At 46.3% G+C, this 21,013-nt stretch carries 17 protein-coding genes; 9 read left to right on the top strand and 8 right to left on the bottom strand.

Annotation, left to right across the window (positions count from 1 at the left end):
• Positions 1-7: 7 nt before the first annotated feature.
• The 8 genes from nagA to NST25_RS25455 form a co-directional block, all read right to left on the bottom strand.
• Entirely contained in the window at positions 8-1,192 is a 1,185-nt protein-coding gene (nagA, locus tag NST25_RS25490) for an N-acetylglucosamine-6-phosphate deacetylase (protein WP_339188353.1), read from the bottom strand.
• Positions 1,180-1,908 carry a glucosamine-6-phosphate deaminase gene (nagB, locus tag NST25_RS25485; protein ID WP_076130421.1) on the bottom strand — a complete coding sequence of 243 codons (729 nt, stop codon included), beginning with the start codon at positions 1,906-1,908 and terminating at the stop codon, positions 1,180-1,182. Before nagB ends, nagA begins: the two co-directional genes overlap by 13 nt.
• Positions 1,908-2,786, bottom strand: coding sequence for a MurR/RpiR family transcriptional regulator (locus NST25_RS25480; RefSeq protein WP_339188350.1), 879 nt, complete (start codon positions 2,784-2,786; stop codon positions 1,908-1,910). Before NST25_RS25480 ends, nagB begins: the two co-directional genes overlap by 1 nt.
• Positions 2,787-3,020: 234 nt before the next feature.
• Positions 3,021-4,001 (bottom strand): LacI family DNA-binding transcriptional regulator, encoded by a 981-nt coding sequence (locus NST25_RS25475; RefSeq protein ID WP_076130419.1) that lies wholly within the window; start codon positions 3,999-4,001, stop codon positions 3,021-3,023.
• A 198-nt stretch (positions 4,002-4,199) separates the two neighbouring features.
• Positions 4,200-5,804, bottom strand: a complete 1,605-nt coding sequence (locus NST25_RS25470) for an FTR1 family protein (RefSeq protein ID WP_339188347.1) — start codon at positions 5,802-5,804, stop codon at positions 4,200-4,202.
• Positions 5,805-6,042: 238 nt separating this feature from the next.
• Positions 6,043-7,380, bottom strand: coding sequence for an iron uptake transporter deferrochelatase/peroxidase subunit (gene efeB / locus NST25_RS25465; protein ID WP_340392737.1), 1,338 nt, complete (start codon positions 7,378-7,380; stop codon positions 6,043-6,045).
• A 5-nt stretch (positions 7,381-7,385) separates the two neighbouring features.
• Positions 7,386-8,273 carry an iron uptake system protein EfeO gene (efeO, locus tag NST25_RS25460; protein WP_340392735.1) on the bottom strand — a complete coding sequence of 296 codons (888 nt, stop codon included), beginning with the start codon at positions 8,271-8,273 and terminating at the stop codon, positions 7,386-7,388.
• Positions 8,274-9,569: 1,296 nt separating this feature from the next.
• The gene (locus NST25_RS25455; protein ID WP_169744806.1) at positions 9,570-9,737 is read right to left on the bottom strand and encodes a hypothetical protein; all 168 of its coding nucleotides are present in this window, start codon (positions 9,735-9,737) and stop codon (positions 9,570-9,572) included.
• A gap of 215 nt (positions 9,738-9,952) precedes the next feature.
• Between NST25_RS25455 and NST25_RS25450 the strand changes: the two genes are divergently transcribed.
• From NST25_RS25450 to NST25_RS25410, 9 genes are all read left to right on the top strand, one after another.
• Positions 9,953-10,177 carry a LuxR C-terminal-related transcriptional regulator gene (locus tag NST25_RS25450; protein ID WP_019908812.1) on the top strand — a complete coding sequence of 75 codons (225 nt, stop codon included), beginning with the start codon at positions 9,953-9,955 and terminating at the stop codon, positions 10,175-10,177.
• Between the two features lie 166 nt (positions 10,178-10,343).
• On the top strand, positions 10,344-11,105 hold the full coding sequence (locus NST25_RS25445) for a SagB/ThcOx family dehydrogenase (RefSeq protein WP_076130854.1): 762 nt from the start codon (positions 10,344-10,346) through the stop codon (positions 11,103-11,105).
• A 200-nt stretch (positions 11,106-11,305) separates the two neighbouring features.
• Positions 11,306-12,325, top strand: coding sequence for an AraC family transcriptional regulator (locus NST25_RS25440; RefSeq protein ID WP_179086330.1), 1,020 nt, complete (start codon positions 11,306-11,308; stop codon positions 12,323-12,325).
• Positions 12,326-12,496: 171 nt separating this feature from the next.
• A complete protein-coding gene (locus tag NST25_RS25435; protein WP_340394469.1) occupies positions 12,497-14,278 on the top strand; it encodes an ABC transporter ATP-binding protein in 1,782 nt (593 codons plus the stop codon).
• A complete protein-coding gene (locus NST25_RS25430; RefSeq protein ID WP_340392734.1) occupies positions 14,275-16,014 on the top strand; it encodes an ABC transporter ATP-binding protein in 1,740 nt (579 codons plus the stop codon). Before NST25_RS25435 ends, NST25_RS25430 begins: the two co-directional genes overlap by 4 nt.
• 32 nt (positions 16,015-16,046) lie before the next feature.
• The gene (locus NST25_RS25425) at positions 16,047-16,463 is read left to right on the top strand and encodes a hypothetical protein (RefSeq protein ID WP_339244773.1); all 417 of its coding nucleotides are present in this window, start codon (positions 16,047-16,049) and stop codon (positions 16,461-16,463) included.
• 621 nt (positions 16,464-17,084) lie between these two features.
• A complete protein-coding gene (locus tag NST25_RS25420) occupies positions 17,085-17,984 on the top strand; it encodes a hypothetical protein (RefSeq protein ID WP_076186413.1) in 900 nt (299 codons plus the stop codon).
• Positions 17,985-18,076: 92 nt separating this feature from the next.
• The gene (locus NST25_RS25415) at positions 18,077-18,541 is read left to right on the top strand and encodes a phage tail protein (RefSeq protein ID WP_076186411.1); all 465 of its coding nucleotides are present in this window, start codon (positions 18,077-18,079) and stop codon (positions 18,539-18,541) included.
• A gap of 471 nt (positions 18,542-19,012) precedes the next feature.
• On the top strand, positions 19,013-20,965 hold the full coding sequence (locus NST25_RS25410; protein WP_340392732.1) for an AraC family transcriptional regulator: 1,953 nt from the start codon (positions 19,013-19,015) through the stop codon (positions 20,963-20,965).
• The last annotated feature ends 48 nt before the right edge of the window (positions 20,966-21,013 follow it).

The following is a 21,013-nucleotide window of genomic DNA, read 5'->3' as shown; positions in this document are numbered from 1 at the left end:
AATTTTATTAAGTGGTGATTGGACGTCCGCCGATCCATACGCCGCGAATATTAAATTCAGCATCAAGGCGTAGGATATCGCCGCGTTTTCCAGCCTCCAAGGAGCCAATGCTTCGTTCCATTCCAATGGACGCCGCTGGCGTAAGGCTTGCAGCGCGGGAGGCCTCTTCCAAGGTGAGTCCTACCTCTTGGATCAGATAACGGAAGCCGCGAATCATCGTTAGTGTGCTTCCAGCTAGAGCAGCGGGATTATCTTTAAGGGTAGCGATGCCATCTTGAACGAGTACAGGTAAATCACCGATTGTATATTCACCATCACTAAGTCCAGTTGCAGACATGGCATCAGTAATCAGTAATAAATTGTTCTCTTTCTTGAGACGGGTCAATATAGAAATGGCTGCGGGATGAACATGAATCCCGTCGGCTATAATCTCTGCGCGAATGCGCTTATCGAACAAAATAGCTCCAGCCGCTCCAGGCTTACGGTGATGTAGGGGTGTCATCGCATTGAACATATGCACAGCTTGGTTAAGTCCAGCATCTGCTGCGGCAATAACCTCTTCAAAGGAGGCATCCGTATGCCCGAGCGCTGCAGTTATACCGTGCTTGCGCAGCCAGAGAATAGCTTCGAGGGCACCTTCACGTTCCGGAGCAAGCGTGACTTGCCGGATCATTCCTGGATAATCGTTCTCCCATTGTGCTAGCCACTCAATATTGGCAGGAACAATATGCTCTGGATTTTGTGCGCCGGACCATTTAGGGCTGATGAAGGGTCCTTCCAAATGCATGCCTGCGATTTGTGTGTAAGGCATTTCAGCAGCGCGATAAGCGCTGACTTCGGAGAATACTTGGTCAATAGCAGACTTGGAAGCGGTCATGGTTGTAGCCAGCATTGTTGTTGTTCCTTGGGAACAATGGAACTTAGTGATGGCATTCAGCGATTCAGTATCACTGTACATAAAGTCGTGGCCAGCTCCACCATGAACATGTACATCTACAAATCCGGGGATCAGAAGATCCGTTGCTTGACCACTGGCAGGCCAATGCGCGTAACGCTCTGGAAGCCAAGCCGCATCGCCAGCATAGTGGATCTGCTCTCCAGATACGGCAATCACACCGTGCTCAATTAAACCTTGGGGAGTCAGTACCTTACCGAACAGCAACTGTTCTAGTTCTTTATTTATTTCAGCCATTTGCCTGCTCCTTCATCTACGAGAACGATTACATTTGGATGGCTCTGCAGCAAAGATGCAGGGCATTGGGTTGTAATCGGGCCTTCAACAGCATTGCGGATGGCTTCAGCTTTGCCGGCACCACGAACTAATAAGAGGATTTGGCGTGCTTTTAGGATGCCTCCAATGCCCATTGTGATCGCTTGCCGAGGGACCTCATCCAAACTGTCAAAGAATCTAGCATTTGCTTCCCGGGTATCTTCAAGCAGGTCGACGACATGGGTTTTGCTGCTGAGGTTAGCATCGGGTTCGTTGAATCCAATGTGGCCGTTGCTGCCAATACCGAGAATCTGCAAGTCAACGGGTCCGTTTTCTTCCAGCATTTTATCGTATGCAAGGCATTCTGCTTCCATATCCGCTGCGTTTCCGTTAGGGATATGTGTCTGTCCTGGATCAATATCTATATGGTTAAATAATTGCTCGTTCATGAAACTGCGATAGCTCTGTGGATGGTCGACAGGCAAGCCGATATACTCATCCAGATTAAAGGAAGTTGCTTTAGAGAAACTCACAAGTCCTTTTTGGTGCATTTCAACCAATTTGGCATAAACCCCAACTGGGGAGCTTCCGGTCGCAAGACCGAGCACGGCTTTAGGATTGCTTTGCAGCAGGCTGGCAATAAGATTCGCACCCGTTTGTACGAAATCTTCATCACTATGGAACTTTAGAATATTCATTAGGATTGTCCTCCTCGTTTGTTTCGGTATTGTTGGACATTGAGATAAGATTGCTCCAGTCTAGGAATAAAATCCCCAAAACGGGTGCTGACCATTCCAGTGAACAAAATATCAATGATGTGAAGCTGAGCTATGCGTGAGGCCATGTCTCCCCGGCGCATGCCTTTCTCCAAAGATGAGGAGAATAGGGGGATATCCGCCAGAGTAGCCAAGGTGCTGCTGCCATAAGAGGTTAGTGCGATAGTGCTTGCTCCGCTAGCCTTCGCACACATCAAGGCATCAATGGTCTCGGGAGTCTCTCCCGAATAGGATACTGCAAATACGACATCACCTTTGGTGAGTGATGAAGCAGAGGTAATCTGCATATGGGAATCAGCAAAAGCAGTACAATTTACGCCTATGCGGATCAGCTTCTGATAGAAATCCTGAGCGACAATGGAAGAGGTCGCCATCCCGTATAGATCAACGCGGCGTGCTTGGCACAATAAATGAACTGCTACCTGCAATCGCTCCAGATCTAACAGTGAGGTAGTATCCCGGATGGAGGTCAGATGGTTCGTCTGCATCGCTTCCACAATCACGGAGAGTGGGTTGCCGGCTACAATATCTTGATAAGAAGAGCCACCATCCTGCGGCGCGGCATCACTATGAGCAATTTCTGCTGCCAGCTTCACCTTGAAATCCGGAAAGCCTTTAAAATGAAGCACCTTACAGAAACGTGTGATCGTTGCCGGGCTTATTCCGCATTGTTCTGCTAATTCTGTAATGCCCATATGAACGATTTCGCCTGGTGAGGAGAGAATTCGTTCAGCCAGCTTTCGTTCCATTTGAGAGAGCTTGGCCTTCTCATGCTCGAGTGCATGCAGTATTGGGGACATCCATTCATCCACCTCGTTTCAATGGGGTATTGAAATTATTTTTATGATTATTAACTAAATGCAGAAAATTATTTTCATATTTAGGATAAAACAAATTCCATTCGGAAGCAAGGGATAAAAATGAATACTAAAGGGGAATATGCAAAAATAAAAAACGGTCTACTCGCAGAAGGCTGCAAAGTGGACCGTTAAAATGATGTAATTACTGAGATATAAGATGAAAAGGATACTATACTATACTGTATTGCGTTCTATAATACGGTACTCAAGCTTGCGGTGAACGGGTTGTCCATCATTTCGCTGGATCTGATCATAGATAATCCGAAAAGCGGATATGCCCATTTCAGTTAACTGATTATCTACTGTGGTCAGACCTAACGTTCGGCCGATAGGCTGATCATCAAATCCGATGACGGCCAGATCCTCAGGAATGCGGATGCCCTTTTTCCAAGCTTCGATGATTAAACCAGCCGCTATATGATCGCCTGCTGAAATAATCAGGGCATCAGGACGATTCTTCATCTGCAGCAGTTGGTGAAGTACGCGGGCACCGTCCTCTTCGGTCAGACAGTTATAGATCATCCATTCATCATTGTAAGGCTGATCTGTAGCTTCTAGAAAGTCTCTAAAGGCAATTTGTCGGATAGAGCTGCTGCTGCCGTGTGGTCTTCCTTCACAGTAGCCAATATGGCGGTAACCTTTATCATTCAAATATTGAAGGCCGCTGCGAAAAGCAGAATAATGCTCAATATATACAGAAGAAAATTGGCGTTCTCCCCTATCCTGACATACCACAATAGGACCATAAGCTGTATATTCTTCAATAGCTTCTGAGCTCATTGTTGAAGAGACCATAACTACACCGTCAATTTCTTTGTTCCGCAGCATCTCAAGCACCTTAATTTCTTCTTCCGTACGATAATCGGTTTGGCAGAGAACGAGCCGGTATTGAGCCAGCAGTGCTTCTTGAGCCAAGCCTGCAATAATGACTGAGAAATAAAATAAGTTGGTATACGGAATAATAACAGCTATAGCTTGAGTCCGCCCAGTGATCAGATGCACGGCGTTCATATTACGCGTGTAGTTTAATTTCTCAATAGTATTTAGGACTGCGGTTCGTTTGACTTCACTTACATAAGGGTGATTATTGAGCACCCGCGAGACTGTTGTCACGGAAACACCAGCCATACGGGCAATTTCTTTAATATTAGCCATTAGAGTACAAACAGCCTCCCTTGGGTGCTTGTGTATAGTCATTTTATTTTATCATATTGTCCGCAAATTACCTCCCAAATAAAAAGCTTGCTATGGAATCCATTTCATAAATTAGACTGTAAATGCAAGAGATTACCGGACTAAACCGGCGTAACCACAAGGGCGTGACGGACCGGTATATCTATTGTATTAATAAAACTAAGCTGTTCGTGAAGCCTTTGGCGATCTGTTCCGAAACAGCTCCCACACAATAAACAACAGGACAAGCAGCTGTGGAAGCAAGGTTTCCCAAGTGGGATACATGCCAAGCCAGTTAATTGAAGGCAAGCCCTCTTGTACATGTGCAGGAAGTTTGCCGGCAACCTGAAGCGAGTGAATGCTCTCCCCAAGAAAGCGGAATACTAGGTAATAAATCAGAATTGTAGCTGTACGGAAGAAGGCGGCAATCGGTAATTTTGCACTCAAGGCAATAATTGCATAACCTACAATACCAAGAATAATCAGAGCACATCCAATCCCAAGCAGTAATTGAGACAGCTTGATGGATGGAGCCATGCCCACATAAAAAATTGTAGTTTCTGCACCTTCACGTAAAATAGCAAGCGCTGCAACGGAGGACAGTGACCAAAGGTTTCCTTTGGCCAGCGCGCCATCAACTTGCCTACCCACGTAGTTGTTCCAATTTGCAGTGTTTGATTTGCTATGTAACCAGCGTCCGATTGTGAGCATCATAACTACTGCGACAAGACCAGTAATTCCTTCAATCATCTCCCGTGCTCCCCCGGAAGCTGCCCGAGAAATGGTATAAGTGAGCACAACAGCCAATCCGATACTTGCGATGAGGCCGACAGCTGCACCGGACCAGATCCATTTTTGCGCTTTGGCGTTCCCATCACGTTTCAGGTAAGCAAGAAGAGCTGACAAGACGAGAATAGCCTCAAGCCCTTCGCGCAAGAGAATCAAAGCGGCATCCCAAGCATTATAAGTGGTTTCACCAGCCAAAGGCGTTAGTTCGCTAAGCATATTGTTCATGATGGTTAAAGCTTGATCCAGTTTAGGCGGATTTGAGAGCAGGTAACCTGTGACAGCCGCACTCTCATTTTCGATATTGTTGTAGACTGTTGGTGAGGCGATCTGGACTTGCCCTTCGGCAGAAGGCCAGGCTATGATGAATTGCTCCATGATGTTAGCGGCCTCTGTGCTGTTATTGTCTTTGGCAGCGGAGGATGCTTTGTTCAGGTAGCTGATTAATCCCTCTATAGAAGCTGGTTCACTGGAAGTATCCCCAGCGTCAATGGTTTTGCCTTCACTGTAATCAGCCAGCAGTTGATACAGAGCTTCTGCTTCCGATTTCGCCGATGCCTCGCGAAGCGGTTCAGCCTGCAGCGCAATCCGCAGCAGGCTTATTCGCGTCTCCAGCAGGCTGTAGACGGCGGAATCGTCCGCCCGGATGTTGCGCTCCGCCGGCTTCCATCCGCTGACGATGTCGCGGTACGCTGCCGCTGCCGCGCTCCAGTCGGCGCTGCGCGCCGCATCCCGCGTGCGTTCCGCCGCGGGCAAAAGCTTCGCCGCCGTCTCGCGTCCGGCGGCTCCAGTGTCACCGCCGACCGTGCCGGAGGCGGCGGTGACGTACGCGTCCACGCTTCTCGCGAGCGTGGACAGTGCGGTTTTGGCGGGCTCGCCGCCGCCCGCCGCAAGGGCTTTCGCCGCGTCTGCAAGCGCGGCGTCAACGGCAGCAGCCGGACCGGCGAGTGCCGGGTCCGGCGTGCCTGTGTTCGCGGTGCGCCACAGCGCAGCGAACACTTCTACATCGGCCGCGGCCGCGTCCCAGCGGCTCTGGCCGGCTTCGACGAGCGCGCTGCCGACCGGCGGCAGGAGCTCGTCGACCGTGCCATCGCCCTCCGCCCCCGCGGGGTTGGAGAGCAAAAGCATACACAAAAAGCCAAACAGAATCAGCAAGGCAACCTTTGGCATTTGCCGTTTAGGATGCGTAAGAGATAACATCGGGATAATCCCCCTTCAATAATGGACAGCCATAAATTTAGCTTAGTAGTGATTCCCCGATAAAGCCGCCACTGCGGACACCGGTGAAGCAGGCAAATACCGCGCTGCCGGTGTGAGTCATATATTCGTTCAGGAGATCAGTCTTAGAGAGGCGCTGCTGAATGGCAACGAATTGTTTCATTAAATCACGTTGAAAGCTAATGAATAACAAACCTGCATCAAGCTGGCCCGTGGTGACGTCCAAACCGCTGGAAAAAGAGTAGGAGCGGCGCAGCATTTTGACTGTACCGTCACCATGCGCCAATGCGGAATGTGAATTCACCGGAATGACAGGTTTCCCGGAAGCGTCCGCAGCTGAAAGATCCAGATCATCGAATTCATCCTTAGCTCCGAGTGGAGCTCCGGTGTGACGATAACGCCCGAAGGTAGCCTCCTGATCACTTAGCGACGACCGATCCCAGACTTCAATACGCAGACGTACCCGGCGTACCGCCATATAAGTGCCGCCGCTCATCCAAGAAGGACCGTCACTGCTGCTGTTCCAGACCACTTTGTTCATTTCAGCGTTATCGGTTGTATCGGGATTGCCCGTGCCGTCTTTGAAACCCAAAAGATTGCGTGGCGTAGCCCCCTTGGGATCCGCTGCTCCAGTGCGTTGAAAACCTTCCTGTGTCCAGCGCAGTACAGCAGTCCCCCGGGCGATACGCGCCAGATTACGGATCGCATGGAATGCGACCTGCAGATCATCCGCACAGGCTTGCACACAAATATCCCCGCCACACCATTTCGGATCAAGATTGTCACCCGCAAATGCCGGAAGATCGGTCAATAGGGCTGGGCGTTTCGAAGCTAAGCCGAATCTTTCATCAAAAAAGGAAGGACCAACACCAAAGGTCAGCGTACACCGTGCAGGGTTTAGCCCGTCCGCTTCCCCGGTGTCTGAGGGTGGAAGATTGGGGTTGTCATTTACGTCACCAATAAGCTCGCCAGTAGTAAGAGCGGCAGCGGCAGTGGTCCATGCTTGCATTATTTTTTTCACATCGGCCAGTTTGGTTGTGGTGAAATCAAAGGCAGCAAAATAAATAAAGTTCTGTGCAGGTGTCAAAATCCCCGCCTGATGGCTCCCATAAAAAGGAATGGAACTGGAATCACCTTCTGCGGATTTCGTTGGCTCAGCTACAGCATTACGCGCAGCCATAATTCCACCGACACCTCCGCCCCCTAACAAAAGACCAAGGCCAGTGGCGCCAGTAAGCCGCAGCATATCGCGGCGGCTTACTTTTTTACCAAATATAGGCTCATTCTTCGATTGATCATTAAGAGGGGGACTTTCAGGACTACCTGTTACTCCAGTGAACTTGTTATGTTTATTCATGAGGGTCACACTCCTAGAATAGTTCCCATATTGGACAATGGCTCAGCCAAGGCGTCCAAATTCTGACTCAGTTTACGTACTTCATCTTCTTTCAGCTCTTCATAGGAAACATATCCATCTCCAGATTTGAAAGGGGCAAGCTCAGCTTGCAAGGCAGCGAATCGCTCACCAATGGTTTTTTCAAGATCGGCATCTTTTTTTGCTAATTCTGGTTTTAACAGCTCGTATATCTTTTGCGCACCCTCAACGTTTGCGACGAAATCATACAGGTCTGTGTGCGAGTAACGTTCTTCCTCTCCGGTTACTTTTGAGGAGGAGACCTCGTTTAAAAGCTCAACAGCACCAGTTACGAGCAGATTCGCGTCGATCTCAACGGTCTCCACTTTCGCACGCAGCAGCTGTGCATCCTTCAGCAATTGGTCAGCAACTTCTGTCATGTCTTTAGTTGTATTATCCTGCCAGAGTGCTTTCTCAAGCTTGTGGAAACCGCGCCAATCTGCCGCATCTACATCATTTTCCCGGGCATCGATGTTTGGGTCCAAGTCACCAAGTGCTTCTGCAATAGGCTCAATCCGTTCGTAGTACATGCGGGCAGGAGCGTAGAGCGCCTTAGCCTCATCAATCTTGTCCTCTTTTATAGCGTTGGTGAAACTCTCTGTTTGCTTTACAAATTCATCACATTGCTGGATGACGTATGTGCGATATTGATCTATAGCTGACGTGAAGTCAGCGGTGGCAGTCTCCGGTGTGTTGGTAGCCGCTGCAGTCGTCGGTGGGTTGGTGGCTGTAGTGCTGTTGGCAGCAGTATTTGTAGAGTTGTTGTTATTGGCACATCCAGTGAACAGTATGGAGGCCGCAAGTAGACTTGCAGGCACAGCATAAGTAAATTTCATTAAAAAAACACCCCTTTTTTTATATCTAAATGATAATCGTTATCAATTATGCTGGACTTATCATAAGTCCGTATACAATTACTGTCAATATAAAAATGTGATGTATCTCATTGTAATAATTGCACGACAAAAAACTCCCAGGGTTGGGAGTATAGTTTGTAGCAATGTATCCGATTACAATTGAAAAAGCAGAATAGTAACCGCCCTCGCGAACTTTTGCGCATACGCAGTAACTAAAGGACCCAGATGACACTAAATGCAGCATTATTTGATATTTGAGTCGCTATCGGACCGCATAGTCGCTATTGGTTTGAAAAGCACCGAATATGAGCCTGTTTCTAAGGAATAGCGTCACTGGAGTCCGAAACTTCGCTCAAAAGGCGATAAATTTGTTAATAACGCCATCTGGGTCCGAAAGCCTCAGTAGGGGCGGTGAATACACTATTGAAGCGGGTAGCCGACCTGGCGAACCATTGCGTGCACGCAGTAGTAACCGCCCCAGCAAACTTTTGCGCATACGCAGTAACTAAAGGACTCAGATGACACTAAATGCAGCATTATTCGATATTTGAGTCGCTATCGGACCGCATAGTCGCTATTGGCTTGAAAAGTACCGAATATGAGCCTGTTTCTAAGGAATAGCGTCACTGGAGTCCGAAACTTCGCTCAAAAGGCGATAAATTTGTTAATAAAGCCATCTGGGTCCGAAAGCCTCAGTAGGGGCGGTGAATACACTATTGAAGTGGGCAGCCGACCCGGCGAACCATTGTGCGCACGCAGCAGTAACCGACCTAGCGAACCAGTGTGTGTATGCAGCAGTAAAGCCCCAGCGAATCTTTGCGCGTACGCAGTAGTAACGGCCCCAGCGAACTTTTGCGCATAAGCAGTAACTAAAGGACCCAGATGACACTAAATGCAGTATTATGCGATATTTGAGTCGCTATCGGACCGCATAGTCGCTATTGGTTTGAAAAGTACCCTATATGAGCCTGTTTCTAAGGAATAGCGTCACTGGAGTCCGAAACTTCGCTCAAAAGGCGATAAATTTGTTAATAACGCCATCTGGGTCCGAAAGCCTCAGTTGGGGCTGGTGAATACACTATTGGAGCGGGCAGCCAACGGCCTACAAACATAAAGCAGCGATTCCCATTAATGGCGAATCGCTGCTTTATGTAGTTTACGATGTTTAAATGAAGGGAACCGTCTCATTTATAGTTAATTAAGCTGTTAATGTGACAGCTCCATTCTTTAAAGGTTTGATCTGCTTAAGAATAAGATCAAGGCGTCATCCGCTTTTTATCGTTCATTATGGGATTCATGATCTGCAGAGGGTTGGTTTTCGAACACTTCTGCAGCTTCCTCTGCAGAAAATTCAGGTTCGAATTTACCTACGAGTGGTAATTTGTTTAATTTCGTTGTTTGTACTTCTGCTTTGGTAGGTTGATTGTTTTTTGAATGGCTCATACATACACCTCCTTTAATAAGGAACAACAAACCGTAGTTTGCCCTGAAAAAAGATGTTCTTATTCATGAAAATTTCAGACTTTTGCATTTGAATGAACTAAGCCCATTTTATAATTGTGACAGCACCATTAACATCAACAATACATAATATGTTTTGACTGTATCCCTTTACCTTGTTATACCAAACAAACCCAGGGCAAGGAGGGGTGACACCATTGAAGGGGAACGAACACCACAGCAAATTTCTGTTGACTCATCGTGAGCGCGAAGTTTTTGAGCTTCTCGTGCAGGACAAAACGACTCGTGATATCGCTGGCTTATTATTTATCAGCGAAAAAACAGTTCGAAACCACATTTCCAATGTAATGCAAAAACTAAACGTTAAAGGCCGTTCACAAGCGGTTGTCGAGCTGATCAAGCTTGGGGAGCTGAAAATATAGCTGGCCATGTCTTCGGAAGTGACGCGTTTAAGCCTTCTTTTGCCCTTCGGGGCAAAGGGAGGTTTTTTGTTTACTCACAAAAACAACTGAAGAGTGAGTTAGATCACCGTATGATTTTTATGACATGATAAATTAGAGCTATTAAGGTAGTTCAGGAGGATCTGTTATGACCAGATATGAACAACAAAGAAATTTTCTGAAATCCAATTTTCATGAATTCAAACATATCAAAACAGATAAGATCAAGGGAATTGCACAACCGCCAATTGTTAAGCCATTTGATTCAGATTCACTAATTATTGATTTGCCCAAGGTCAGCAAAGACGTTGTGAGTAAAGATAATATTTTTGATTGTATAGATCAAAGAAGAAGTACACGGTTCTATTCTGAGGATACTGTTAGTCTGGAGGAGTTATCCTATTTATTATGGGCTACCCAAGGGATTAGCGGCATGAATAAGAACGGACTTACGCTGCGGACTGTACCCTGCAGTGGGGCGACGCACACCTTTGAAACCTATTTAATGATTATGCGTGTAGAGGGTATTGGGCAAGGGATCTATAGATACCTGCCTGTGGAACATAAGCTCTTATTTATGTTTGAATTAGATCAACTTGAACAAAAGATTGATGCTATTACTTTGGATCAGCCCTTTGTCCCTAACTTTGCCAAAAAGGCTTCTGTATTGTTTGCCTGGAGTACCACACCCTACCGCTCCGAATGGAAGTATGATATTTCTGCTCACAAAAAAATCCTCATCGATGTTGGACATGTCTGCCAGAACCTTTATTTAGCCAGCGAATCCATCGGTGCAGGTGCTTGCGCAATTGGAATCTATGATCAAAAGTTGATAGATGAGATTTTAGAATTAGACGGCGATGAAGAGTTTGTTATCTATCTTGGGGCAGTTGGGAAGAAACGAGAGTAGCTATGAAGGCTAGATACGGCTTCGGAAGTGAGACATATAAGCCTTTTTCACCCTTCGGGGTGGGAAAGGTTTTTTTGATTATAATCCAGTGTATTTGCCCAACTGCTCAGTCTGAACGAAGAGGAAATCGTAATGTTTAATTGATAATCATTCTCATTGCATATATAATTAACCCAAAGTAAGAGGAAGCAGGGATGTGCATGGAGCGAAGCAATGGACTGAAAGAAGCAGAAACGATTGATGCCCATAAGACGCTTACATGTGAAGGGGTGGATTATAATTATCGTTTTGATGGGGCTCATTTTGAGATTAAACCTCCAGTCGAAATAGGGGAAGGCAGTTGCCGCAGCCTGCTTAGCCATGGGTATATCCAGATGACAGATTTTAATCTCTGTTTTAATCGGGATATCGAAGCGAAGGGCAATTTTAGCACTCCGCGTACAGAGCTGGCATTCTGCATGGGGCATGGCATTGAGTGGGGGACCTCGCTGAAATCGGACTATTTTGTTATAGATACAGGAGAAATTGCGCTGTTTCATGGCGGAGTAAGAAGTGAAAACTGCACATACCTGAGTGGAGCGGGGTACCGATTCATCAGCATAGATATGAGCCCTGCACAATTTGAGCGGATGACCAGTGGTCTGACTGAGGATACACGGCTTCGCATCGGAGCTGGTGCGGGTTTGTTTTTTGGAAAAAATAACATCACACCATCCATCCGCTTCATTCTATCGCAGATTGCGGATTGTTCCTATAGCCATGGCATGCGTGAACTTTATCTGGAGGGCAAAATGCTGGAGCTTATGGCGGTCTATCTCAATGAATCTTTATATGAAGCAGACCGGATTCCACGCTCGGTCAAGCTGTCCAGAGAGGATATGGAGAGCCTGCGGCTCGCTAAGGAGATTTTACAGCGTGATTATTTGCACCCGCCGACGCTTGCAGGCCTTTCTCGCATTATATGCCTCAATGAGTTCAAGCTGAAAAAGGGCTTTAAGGAAATGTTTGGTTATACCGTGCATGCCTACGTTATCGAACAACGGATGCAGAGAGCGCAGCAGCTGCTGGAACAAGGGAGTATGACTGTAAGTGAAGCAGCCTCCAGAGTTGGATACGGTAATGTGAGTCATTTCTCGGCAGCCTTCCGCAAAAAGTTCGGTGTGCGTCCAGGAGAATATCTGATCAGCGGCAGGCAGCGCCTCTTCGGTATTAAGTTGTAAGTCCGTATCCTGCACAGATGCTCCTGATTTGGTTAATTATAATCCCTTAAACGGTAGCAATCGTGAACAACGTTCCTATACACTAGTGCACAGAGAATCATTCTCAGTGCACTTTTTTTGCGCGTAATTACCAAGAGTGGGGGAACGGCTGTGAGTAAAACCAAAATCGGCATGCCAAGGCTGCTGGAGATCGCCGGAGAGAAGCGAGGTTTGCTGCTCTTGTCCGGAATATTGTCATCTGTCAGCGCCGTATTAATGCTGATTCCGTTTTTGTCTGTTTATTTCATTTTGGCAGAGCTGCTGCGCCATGCTTCATCGCCTGGACAGGTCGACGGTGCGTATATGATCCGCTGGGGGTGGATTGCACTTGGAGGGTTAATCGGAGGGCTGGTGACTTCGTATTGTGGTATTATGTGCTCGCATATTGCGGCTTTTCGTATTCAATATAATTTGCGTGTGCGAATGACCGAGCATTTGGGCAGATTGCCGCTCGGTTTCCTGAACGGGACTTCAACAGGCGTGGTCAAGAAGACGCTAGAGCAGAATGTCGACAAGGTGGAAAATTTCGTAGCGCATCAGCTTCCCGATTTAGTCAGCGTGCTGGCTTCTACAGTGCTGATGATCGTGGCGATGTTTTGGCTTAGTCCGCCGTTGGCGGTAGCTTGCCTGCTGCCGATAATTATAGGATTAGGTGTGCAGTCAGCGCTTATGATGAGCAGCAGTGGCAAGGCCAGTGTGAAGCAGTATCATGATTCGTTGGAGCAGATCAATACTTCGGCGGTGCAGTATGTACGGGGGATGCCCGCGGTTAAGGTGTTCGGGCAGACGGTGCATTCTTTCAGAAAGTTTTACAGTGATATGACCAGCTACCGCGATTATTGTCTGGAGTATACGGACCGTTATCAAACAGGTTATATCTTATTCAAAACATTGCTTGCGTCACCGTTTACCTTTATTTTGCCGGTGGGCGTCTTCATGCTAAGCGGTCGGCCGGATTCCATGTCCTTTGCGCTTGTGCTGTTGTTCTTTCTGATTATGGCACCCGGCGTTTCATCTCCGCTCTACAAGCTACTTCTGCTGGCTTCAAGCACTCGGGATATTGGCGAAGGCGTGGAGCGGATGGACCGTCTCTTGGCACAGCAGCCTGTACCGGAAATAGCAGAACCGCTATCTCCGCATACTTTTGACGTTGAATTTGTCGATGTAACCTTCTCCTACAGTGAAGATGCAGGGACTGCAGCGGCGCTCAGCGAAGTCTCATTCCGTGCGGAACAAGGGAAGGTTACAGCACTGGTAGGCCCGTCAGGTTCGGGAAAATCGACGGTGGCCAGCTTGGTGCCGCGGTTCTGGGACCCGCAAGTGGGTGCGATCCGCATCGGTGGAGTCGATATTCGCCATATGGCAATCCATGAATTAATGAATACAGTTGCTTTTGTATTTCAGGAAACCTTCCTGTTCTATGACACTTTGTATGAGAATATTGCTGTCGGCAAACCGGGAGCGACTTTGGAGGAAGTCCAGGCTGCAGCCAGAGCGGCACAATGCGACGAGTTCATTACTCGGCTCCCGCAGGGATACGATACGTTAATTGGTGAGGGCGGTGTCTATCTCTCGGGTGGTGAGGAGCAGCGCATTGCGGTAGCTCGGGCTATTCTCAAAAATGCACCAGTGCTCGTGCTCGACGAAGCGACCGCTTTTGCCGACCCGGAAAATGAGTTTCATATGCAGTTAGCACTTACGGAGCTTATGCGCGGCAAGACGGTTATTGTCATTGCTCACCGACTCTCCTCTATACGTGAAGCTGCACAAATTCTGGTGCTGCGGGATGGAGAAATCGTGGAACGTGGAGAGCACGCAGGTTTGATTGAGGCGGACGGGCTTTACGCAAAAATGTGGCATGCCTACACTGACGCCGGAGATTGGCATATGGAAAAAGGAGGGGATCAGCTATGAAGGTATTGCATAATATTACTGCCGGTAAACCGCAGCAGTTGCTGAAGCCTGTGCTTTTTTCCTTGTTGGCTAATCTAGTTAGTGTGCTTCCGTTCGCGCTTGTAATTGAGGCGGTGCGGTTGATTTTTGCTCCTTATATTACTGTAGGCGCAGAACTTCAGACAGAACGCCTTTGGTGGATCTGCGCAGGGCTTGTCGCCGTCATGGTGCTGATGTTCCTGAGTGAGATTCCCGCCTATCGCACCGCTTACCGCGGGGCATACAATGTTGCTGCACAGGGACGTGCGGAATTAGCAGAACATCTGCGGAAGCTTCCGCTGGGTTACCTGACTCGCCGGGACCCAGGTGATTTAGCCAATATGATGATGGGCGATTTCACGCTCGTTGAGACGGGCATATCACATCTGCTGCCACAGCTTGCGGGGGCTTTTGTCCTGCCGATATTTGCACTTGCTGGTTTACTGTTTTTGGACTGGCGGATGGCGATTTCCATGTTCGTAGCGCTGCCGGTTGCTCTCCTGATCATGTATATATCGGGCAAGCTGCGGCGGAGACTCGGAGCGGATCATATGAAGGCCAAGCTGAACGCTGCGAACCGCTTGCAAGAATACTTGAACGGTATACGGGTGATGAAGGCCTATAACCTGACGGGAGAACGATTTGTCCGTCTGGATAACTCTTTTAAAACTTTGATGAAGGAAAGTGTGAAGCTGGAAGGGATGTTCGGTCCGGTTATTCTAACCGCTATGGCTCTTCTTCGTGCGGGACTGACCTTAATGGTATACGTAGGTGTTCATCTATTATTAGGGGGGGAGCTCGGTATTTTGCAGTTGGCAGTATTCCTTATTGTCGGCACACGTATCTATGATCCATTGACCACAGCGCTAGCCAATTATGCCGAATTCCGCTATAACGAACAAGCGGGTGAACGTATAGTAGACCTGCTACGCCAGCCGGTAATGACAGGTAATACGAGTCCTCTTCCTAAAAGCAGCACCATTCGGTTTGACAATGTAACCTTCAGCTATGGAGGAGAGCCTGTTCTCAAAAATTTAAGTCTGGAAATGCCGCAAGGTTCACTGACTGCAATTGTGGGCCCGTCAGGCAGCGGCAAGAGTACAGTGCTGCGCCTGATCTCACGTTTCTATGATCCTGAAGAAGGGAGCGTTCTGCTAGGTGGGCGCAACATCAAGGATATTGATCCAGAACATCTGCTAGGATCTGTATCGGTGGTGTTTCAGGATGTGTACCTATTCCAAGATACCATCGGGAACAACATTGCTTTTGGGCGGCCGGGGGCGTCGCATCGGGATATTCAGCAGGCAGCGCAAATGGCTCACTGCCATGATTTCATCATGAAATTACCGCTTGGTTATGATACGCCGGTAGGCGAAGGCGGCAGTACGCTCTCCGGAGGGGAGAAGCAGCGAATTTCCATTGCCCGTGCGATTCTCAAGAATGCTCCAATTGTGCTGTTGGATGAAGCTACTGCATCGCTTGACCCGCAGAATGAGGCCGAAATCCAGAAAGGAATTGATGCGTTGATTACGGGCAGAACCGTCATTGTTATCGCTCACCGGCTGAAAACCATACGCGGTGCGGACAACATTATCGTACTGGAAGACGGTCGGCTGGTCGAGCAGGGACGACATGAAGCCCTACTGTTGCGCGGCGGACTGTACGACCGGCTCTGGAAGCTGCAACAGCAATCCGTCGGATTCCGCATCACATCTTAGGCAATGCTCAGCACAGTTTAGGAGGGACACGTATGGCTATAACAAAGGATGAATCCGCTTGGCCGATCATAAGCCTTAGTTTGGGGGAGGCGTTTGATCAGGAGACAGTAGAAGAATATATCGCTTATTGGGAAGAGCTGCTCGCGCGCCGATCTGCCTTCGGCCTGCTGATGGTGCATTCTGCTGAGAAAAACACACGTCCAGAGCGTGCGGTCACACAGCTGTATATGAACTGGTGCAAGATGAACAAGCGGGAAATCGCCCAATATTGTTCAGGCATCGCGGTCGTAATGCAGAATGCTAAGTTACTTGCTGTCTACAAGCCAGTTACAGCGTTGTCCACTAAAAGAACCTACGGCTGCCCCGGAGGCGCTTTCTCCGGAGAGGCTGAGGCGATAAGGTGGCTGGAGGAGCAGTTGACTAAGGCACCCTCGGGTACGAAAACCTAATATAGCTGCCCATAATTTGGGGATACACATTTAAGCTTTCTTCACCCTTTTGGGTGGGGAAGGTTTTTTTGTCTAGAAAGATAAGAATCCGCCAACCCCTTACAACCAACGTGTCAGAGTAAGCTTTTTGAAATATAAATGGGGTGTGTTAGATGAAGATAAATAATAATTATTTGAAAGAAGAATTAAACCAAGAAGTTTGTAGAGGAATTAGGTTTTCAAACATTAGAGGATGATCTCTAGCCAATGGTTATTTCAAGTGGTCGAAGAGATGATGGACTTCTTTATTATTGACTTGCTGAAGTTACCTGATGACCTACCAATCCTAATAGATTTAGGAATAATGCCTGAATTTATATTACCGTTTATCCCGGAAGAGAGAATGCACTAAGCTGGGCATCAAAACCATAGAAAGAACACCAAACATGAGCGTAGAAGAACAATTTAGGTTAGTTCGTGAACATTTTAAAATGTAGGGATGACCGAAAGGTATACCTACTCAAAGAAACCATTCCTTTGTCAGGGATGGTTTCTTCATAACTAGAAAAGTACACAGGTGTGCCCGTATAATAAATAGGAGTAAGTAATTGGCAGTAGACTGATAATGAGGGGAGAGAAGACATGTTTTTCTTTAAGAAAAATAAAGGCATCACCAAAGAGGAGCTGCAGGCCCTGGTTGAAGGCTTGGAGCAGGCTTATATGGATAAGGATGAAGAAGGTTTGAGCAAAAGATTTCATCCAGATAAGAGGGGAATGTCCTTTTTAAATCATTTTCAATTAATGATGACATTTCAAATCTATAATATAAAATCTGAAATTCTCGAATTTGAATTGCTGTCAATGGATGCCACTAAAGCAGTCTTTACATACACTCGGAAGCACATTCATACCTGTATCAACCCCGCCGATGAACGTGAGGAAAAAAGAAATCAAATAATCAGTTATTACGTTGAGGCTGTGAAGGAGAATGGTTCAATTTGGATTACGAGGTACAGCCCTTATAGCACGATTTATGTAGATAAGAAGGGTGATTTCCTTAGTGGTGTGGATGCGGTCATTCCTCCTGGAGAAGAGATCAATTCAGGCATTGCGCGATTCATCCCGTATTTTCAACTTGATAGCTATGTACCTGCAACCTTCCATGTCTACAGTAACAGTCAATTTATCGGATATTATCCGCTGGGAGAATACCATCGGTACGAACCTTCGCATACGTTCACGATTAATTATTTTGATAAGATAGAGGCATCTTCTGTAGAGAAGCATACAGCGGATTATATCTCCCAAGAGACCTTGTTGACCGCTCAAGTACTGCATCAGACTGATAATAGCTCTATAGTGGAGACGCAGTTGATGAACAATAATGTATTAGAGCATGAACTTGTTACCAGCCTGCTTACGAAGGATGGGTTCTATATGATTAGATTTCTGTATGACAAAGGGGAGCCGATCCCGCCAGAGGAGCGAGAAAAGTGGAAGCGTGAGATGGTCACTTTAATAGAAAAAGAGCACAGCAGTTAACACAGAAACTTGCCGTTACAGACAACACGCGAACCGTATCCTAAGTAACGATAAGTTTTTTTGGTAATAATGAGAGAAAAGGAGAGATGGAAATGTCCTATATCGTTGATTTTAAAAATGTGTCTACGGTTGGGTTAGAATCTTCACCTGTAGTAGATGCACTTGCTGGTCTGCGTGCTAATGAGGCCCGTTACTTTATGAACAAATACAAACATGAGTTTACGGTTGTACAAGCCAGCGAAAGTCAGGAGACCCTTGATTATGTGAACCGAATTTTAAAAGAAGAACGTGATATTGAGTTTGCGGCCAAGCCTTTAGAAACGTCGCGTTTTCAAGTGGAAAACATTAAATTTGCTTATGTCTTTTATGAGGATGGTCTTGCAGTCAACGTTATGTATACGGTGGATGACCCTAAGAAGCGGGCTGTTGGTTTTAAGCTTTCTGAGGGGATGGAGATCCCAAAGGAGCTTGAAGAGAAGTTTAAGTTTGCTAGGCAGAAGTCCAAGTTAGCCGGAACAATTCGGGGTTCGTTTTTTGTAATTAAAGGAGAGTATTAAGGTTAGCAAAATTGCAACTTAATCAATGAGAGGGCCATCCTGTAAAAGGATGGCCCTAAATCTTGCCGATATAGATAATTTGCGTAGGTTATCTATGGGAATGGACTCTCATTCAAGAGGCCGAATTTGTTATATAGAGCAACGAAAACTGGAGTTGCGAGCGTACTTCATAATTATTTTGCATGAATAGCTGGAACGGTGAAATGTACGGTATAAATCCCGTAGAAAAGAGCTGAGGTGGCTGGAACGGTAAAATGTACGGTATAAATCCCGTAGAAAAGAGCTGAGGTGGCTTGGCTATATCGACTTGGTTGGAGACTCTCCGGGGGCATCAGATTTGATTCATTCAAATGTGTTCGACAAGTCACCTATCATTTGACAATGATAATGGTTATCGTTTACGATTTTGGTTTGTATAGGGATTTGCAGCTGCAATGGGTTAGCATGCTTTTGGACTTGGGAGGTTTAACATTGAATTGGGAAGAATACATCCAGGTATGGGACGCTTCATGGATTCAACTGGTGGATATTCGCCAACATGTGATACGTAGACAGAGTAAACAGCAACATATACTCCCAGCTAGTTGTTTTATATTTGTCGTGCGGGGGCAAGGTGCGATCTGGTTGGATGGTAATCGGCATTCCTTAGAACGATTCTTTGTTTTACATGCGGGAAAAGGAAGTAACATCAAGTTCGAGGTTGGACATGAGGATGTCACATACTATTACATTTTATATAGAGGTAGTATTTCTACTAAAGCTAGTAAAACAATATTGAAATCCTATCATATAAATAACCCTTTTCATCTGCAATATGCATGTAAACCAAATTCTCCGGTTGTTTTATACCGTCATGCGGAATCGATGTATGAGGAATGGAATCGCAGACCGGCTATGGAACGGTTCCAGGCGAAAATCCAGTTTTATCAGTTTGTATATACACTTGTCCAGCAGTTACAGCTTCAAGGAGTTGCCCCCAAAGAAATAGATTTAGTGGAACAGATCATTCAATACATTCACAAACATTATTATGAACCTATTTCACTTGAATCTATGGCAGAAGTATGGAATTATAGCATTCAATACTTATCGAGGCAGTTCAAACGCCGTACAGGGAGAAGTCCCATTGAATATGTAATTCAGACCAGGATGGCTAAAGCGAAGGAGTTACTGATTCAAACCGATGCCACCGTACAGGAGATTGCTGTAAGCGTAGGTTATAGTGATGTCTTTTATTTTACCCGTCTGTTTAAGAAGCAGGTTGGGAAAACGCCAGTTCAATACAAAAATAAGGTGAAGTCAGGTTTGATCGTTTCAGATAGTCCATGGCAAGAGTTCTTATCCTCCATGGGCAAATATTCTTCTGCTTGTTATATTGATGATGATAATCATTATCAACTAAAACTTGAAGGGGATAAACAGATGTTAAAGGGGATCGAAACGAAAAAAGGATTAATGCTAATGCTTGTGCTTACACTGTTACTTACAGCTTGCGGAAATGGGAACACTAGCCGTAATAGCAATGCGGGAGCAGAACCAACACAAAGTAAACCTTCCAATCAGGCCATTGAAAATACGGGTTTACGGAAAATAACAACGGTCATGGGGGATGTTAATGTTCCAGCCAATCCCCAACGTGTTGTAGTTGATTGGGATTTGGGACCAGTCTTAGCAGTTGGGGTAGTACCGGTTGGAGCATCAAATACCCAACTGGAGTATTCTCAGTTTCTCAAACCTTTCTTAGATGAGACGGTACAAGATATAGGGGCGGAAGGAAGTATTTCTTTTGAAAAAGTATTAGAGCTAGCGCCAGACGTCATCATAACCTGGAATAAAGATGCTTATAGTAACTATTCTAAGATCGCACCGACCGTATTATTTGATACAAGTAAATACGCAACGATTCAAGAAGAGATTACAGCTATGGGAGAAATTCTGGATCGAGAAGAAGAGGCTAAACAGTTTGTGGCAGATTTCGAAAAACGTAAAATAACTGCCCGCGAAAAAATTAATAATGTACTTGCAAAAGATGCAACTATTTCTATCGTAGATTATATCACCGTAGAGAAATTTTTAATGGTCATTGGTAATCAGGGTGAGAGAGGCGGCAGAGCTACTTACGATATTTTGGGTCTGAATCCCGCTCCAAAAGTTCAAAGTGAAATCATTGATAAGGAAATGAGCCGGGTTGAGGTTTCTTGGGAAACGGTAAATGATTATGTAGGTGACTACGTTATAGTCCTTACCGTAAAGGACAAAGAACCGCCTAAGTTGCCAGCAACATGGAAGATGTTGGATGCGGTCAAAAACAATCGAATGATTGAGATTGATATGGAAAAATATTTTGCAGCAGATTCATACTCCTCCTTATTACAAGCCGAAGATATTGCCGACAAATTAACGAAGCTGGCTTCATCAAAATAACCTTATTGGATTGAACCTACCTGAAGCCATCTAAATATAAAGACGAAG

Source organism: Paenibacillus sp. FSL E2-0190 (genome assembly GCF_037992965.1).
GTDB lineage: Bacteria > Bacillota > Bacilli > Paenibacillales > Paenibacillaceae > Paenibacillus_AQ > Paenibacillus_AQ odorifer.
The sequence above is the reverse complement of the archived record's forward strand: the minus strand, read 5'-3'. Positions and strand labels throughout refer to the sequence as shown.

Bases quoted from the DNA above. Each gene is read 5' to 3' on its own strand.
- nagA (WP_339188353.1), bottom strand. From the start codon at position 1,192: ATGGCTGAAATAAATAAAGAACTAGAACAGTTGCTGTTCGGTAAGGTA.
- nagB (WP_076130421.1), bottom strand. From the start codon at position 1,908: ATGAATATTCTAAAGTTCCATAGTGATGAAGATTTCGTACAAACGGGT.
- NST25_RS25480 (WP_339188350.1), bottom strand. From the start codon at position 2,786: ATGTCCCCAATACTGCATGCACTCGAGCATGAGAAGGCCAAGCTCTCT.
- NST25_RS25475 (WP_076130419.1), bottom strand. From the start codon at position 4,001: ATGGCTAATATTAAAGAAATTGCCCGTATGGCTGGTGTTTCCGTGACA.
- efeB (WP_340392737.1), bottom strand. From the start codon at position 7,380: ATGAATAAACATAACAAGTTCACTGGAGTAACAGGTAGTCCTGAAAGT.
- efeO (WP_340392735.1), bottom strand. From the start codon at position 8,273: ATGAAATTTACTTATGCTGTGCCTGCAAGTCTACTTGCGGCCTCCATA.
- NST25_RS25455 (WP_169744806.1), bottom strand. From the start codon at position 9,737: ATGAGCCATTCAAAAAACAATCAACCTACCAAAGCAGAAGTACAAACA.
- NST25_RS25445 (WP_076130854.1), top strand. From the start codon at position 10,344: ATGACCAGATATGAACAACAAAGAAATTTTCTGAAATCCAATTTTCAT.
- NST25_RS25440 (WP_179086330.1), top strand. From the start codon at position 11,306: ATGGAGCGAAGCAATGGACTGAAAGAAGCAGAAACGATTGATGCCCAT.
- NST25_RS25435 (WP_340394469.1), top strand. From the start codon at position 12,497: ATGCCAAGGCTGCTGGAGATCGCCGGAGAGAAGCGAGGTTTGCTGCTC.
- NST25_RS25430 (WP_340392734.1), top strand. From the start codon at position 14,275: ATGAAGGTATTGCATAATATTACTGCCGGTAAACCGCAGCAGTTGCTG.
- NST25_RS25425 (WP_339244773.1), top strand. From the start codon at position 16,047: ATGGCTATAACAAAGGATGAATCCGCTTGGCCGATCATAAGCCTTAGT.
- NST25_RS25420 (WP_076186413.1), top strand. From the start codon at position 17,085: ATGTTTTTCTTTAAGAAAAATAAAGGCATCACCAAAGAGGAGCTGCAG.
- NST25_RS25415 (WP_076186411.1), top strand. From the start codon at position 18,077: ATGTCCTATATCGTTGATTTTAAAAATGTGTCTACGGTTGGGTTAGAA.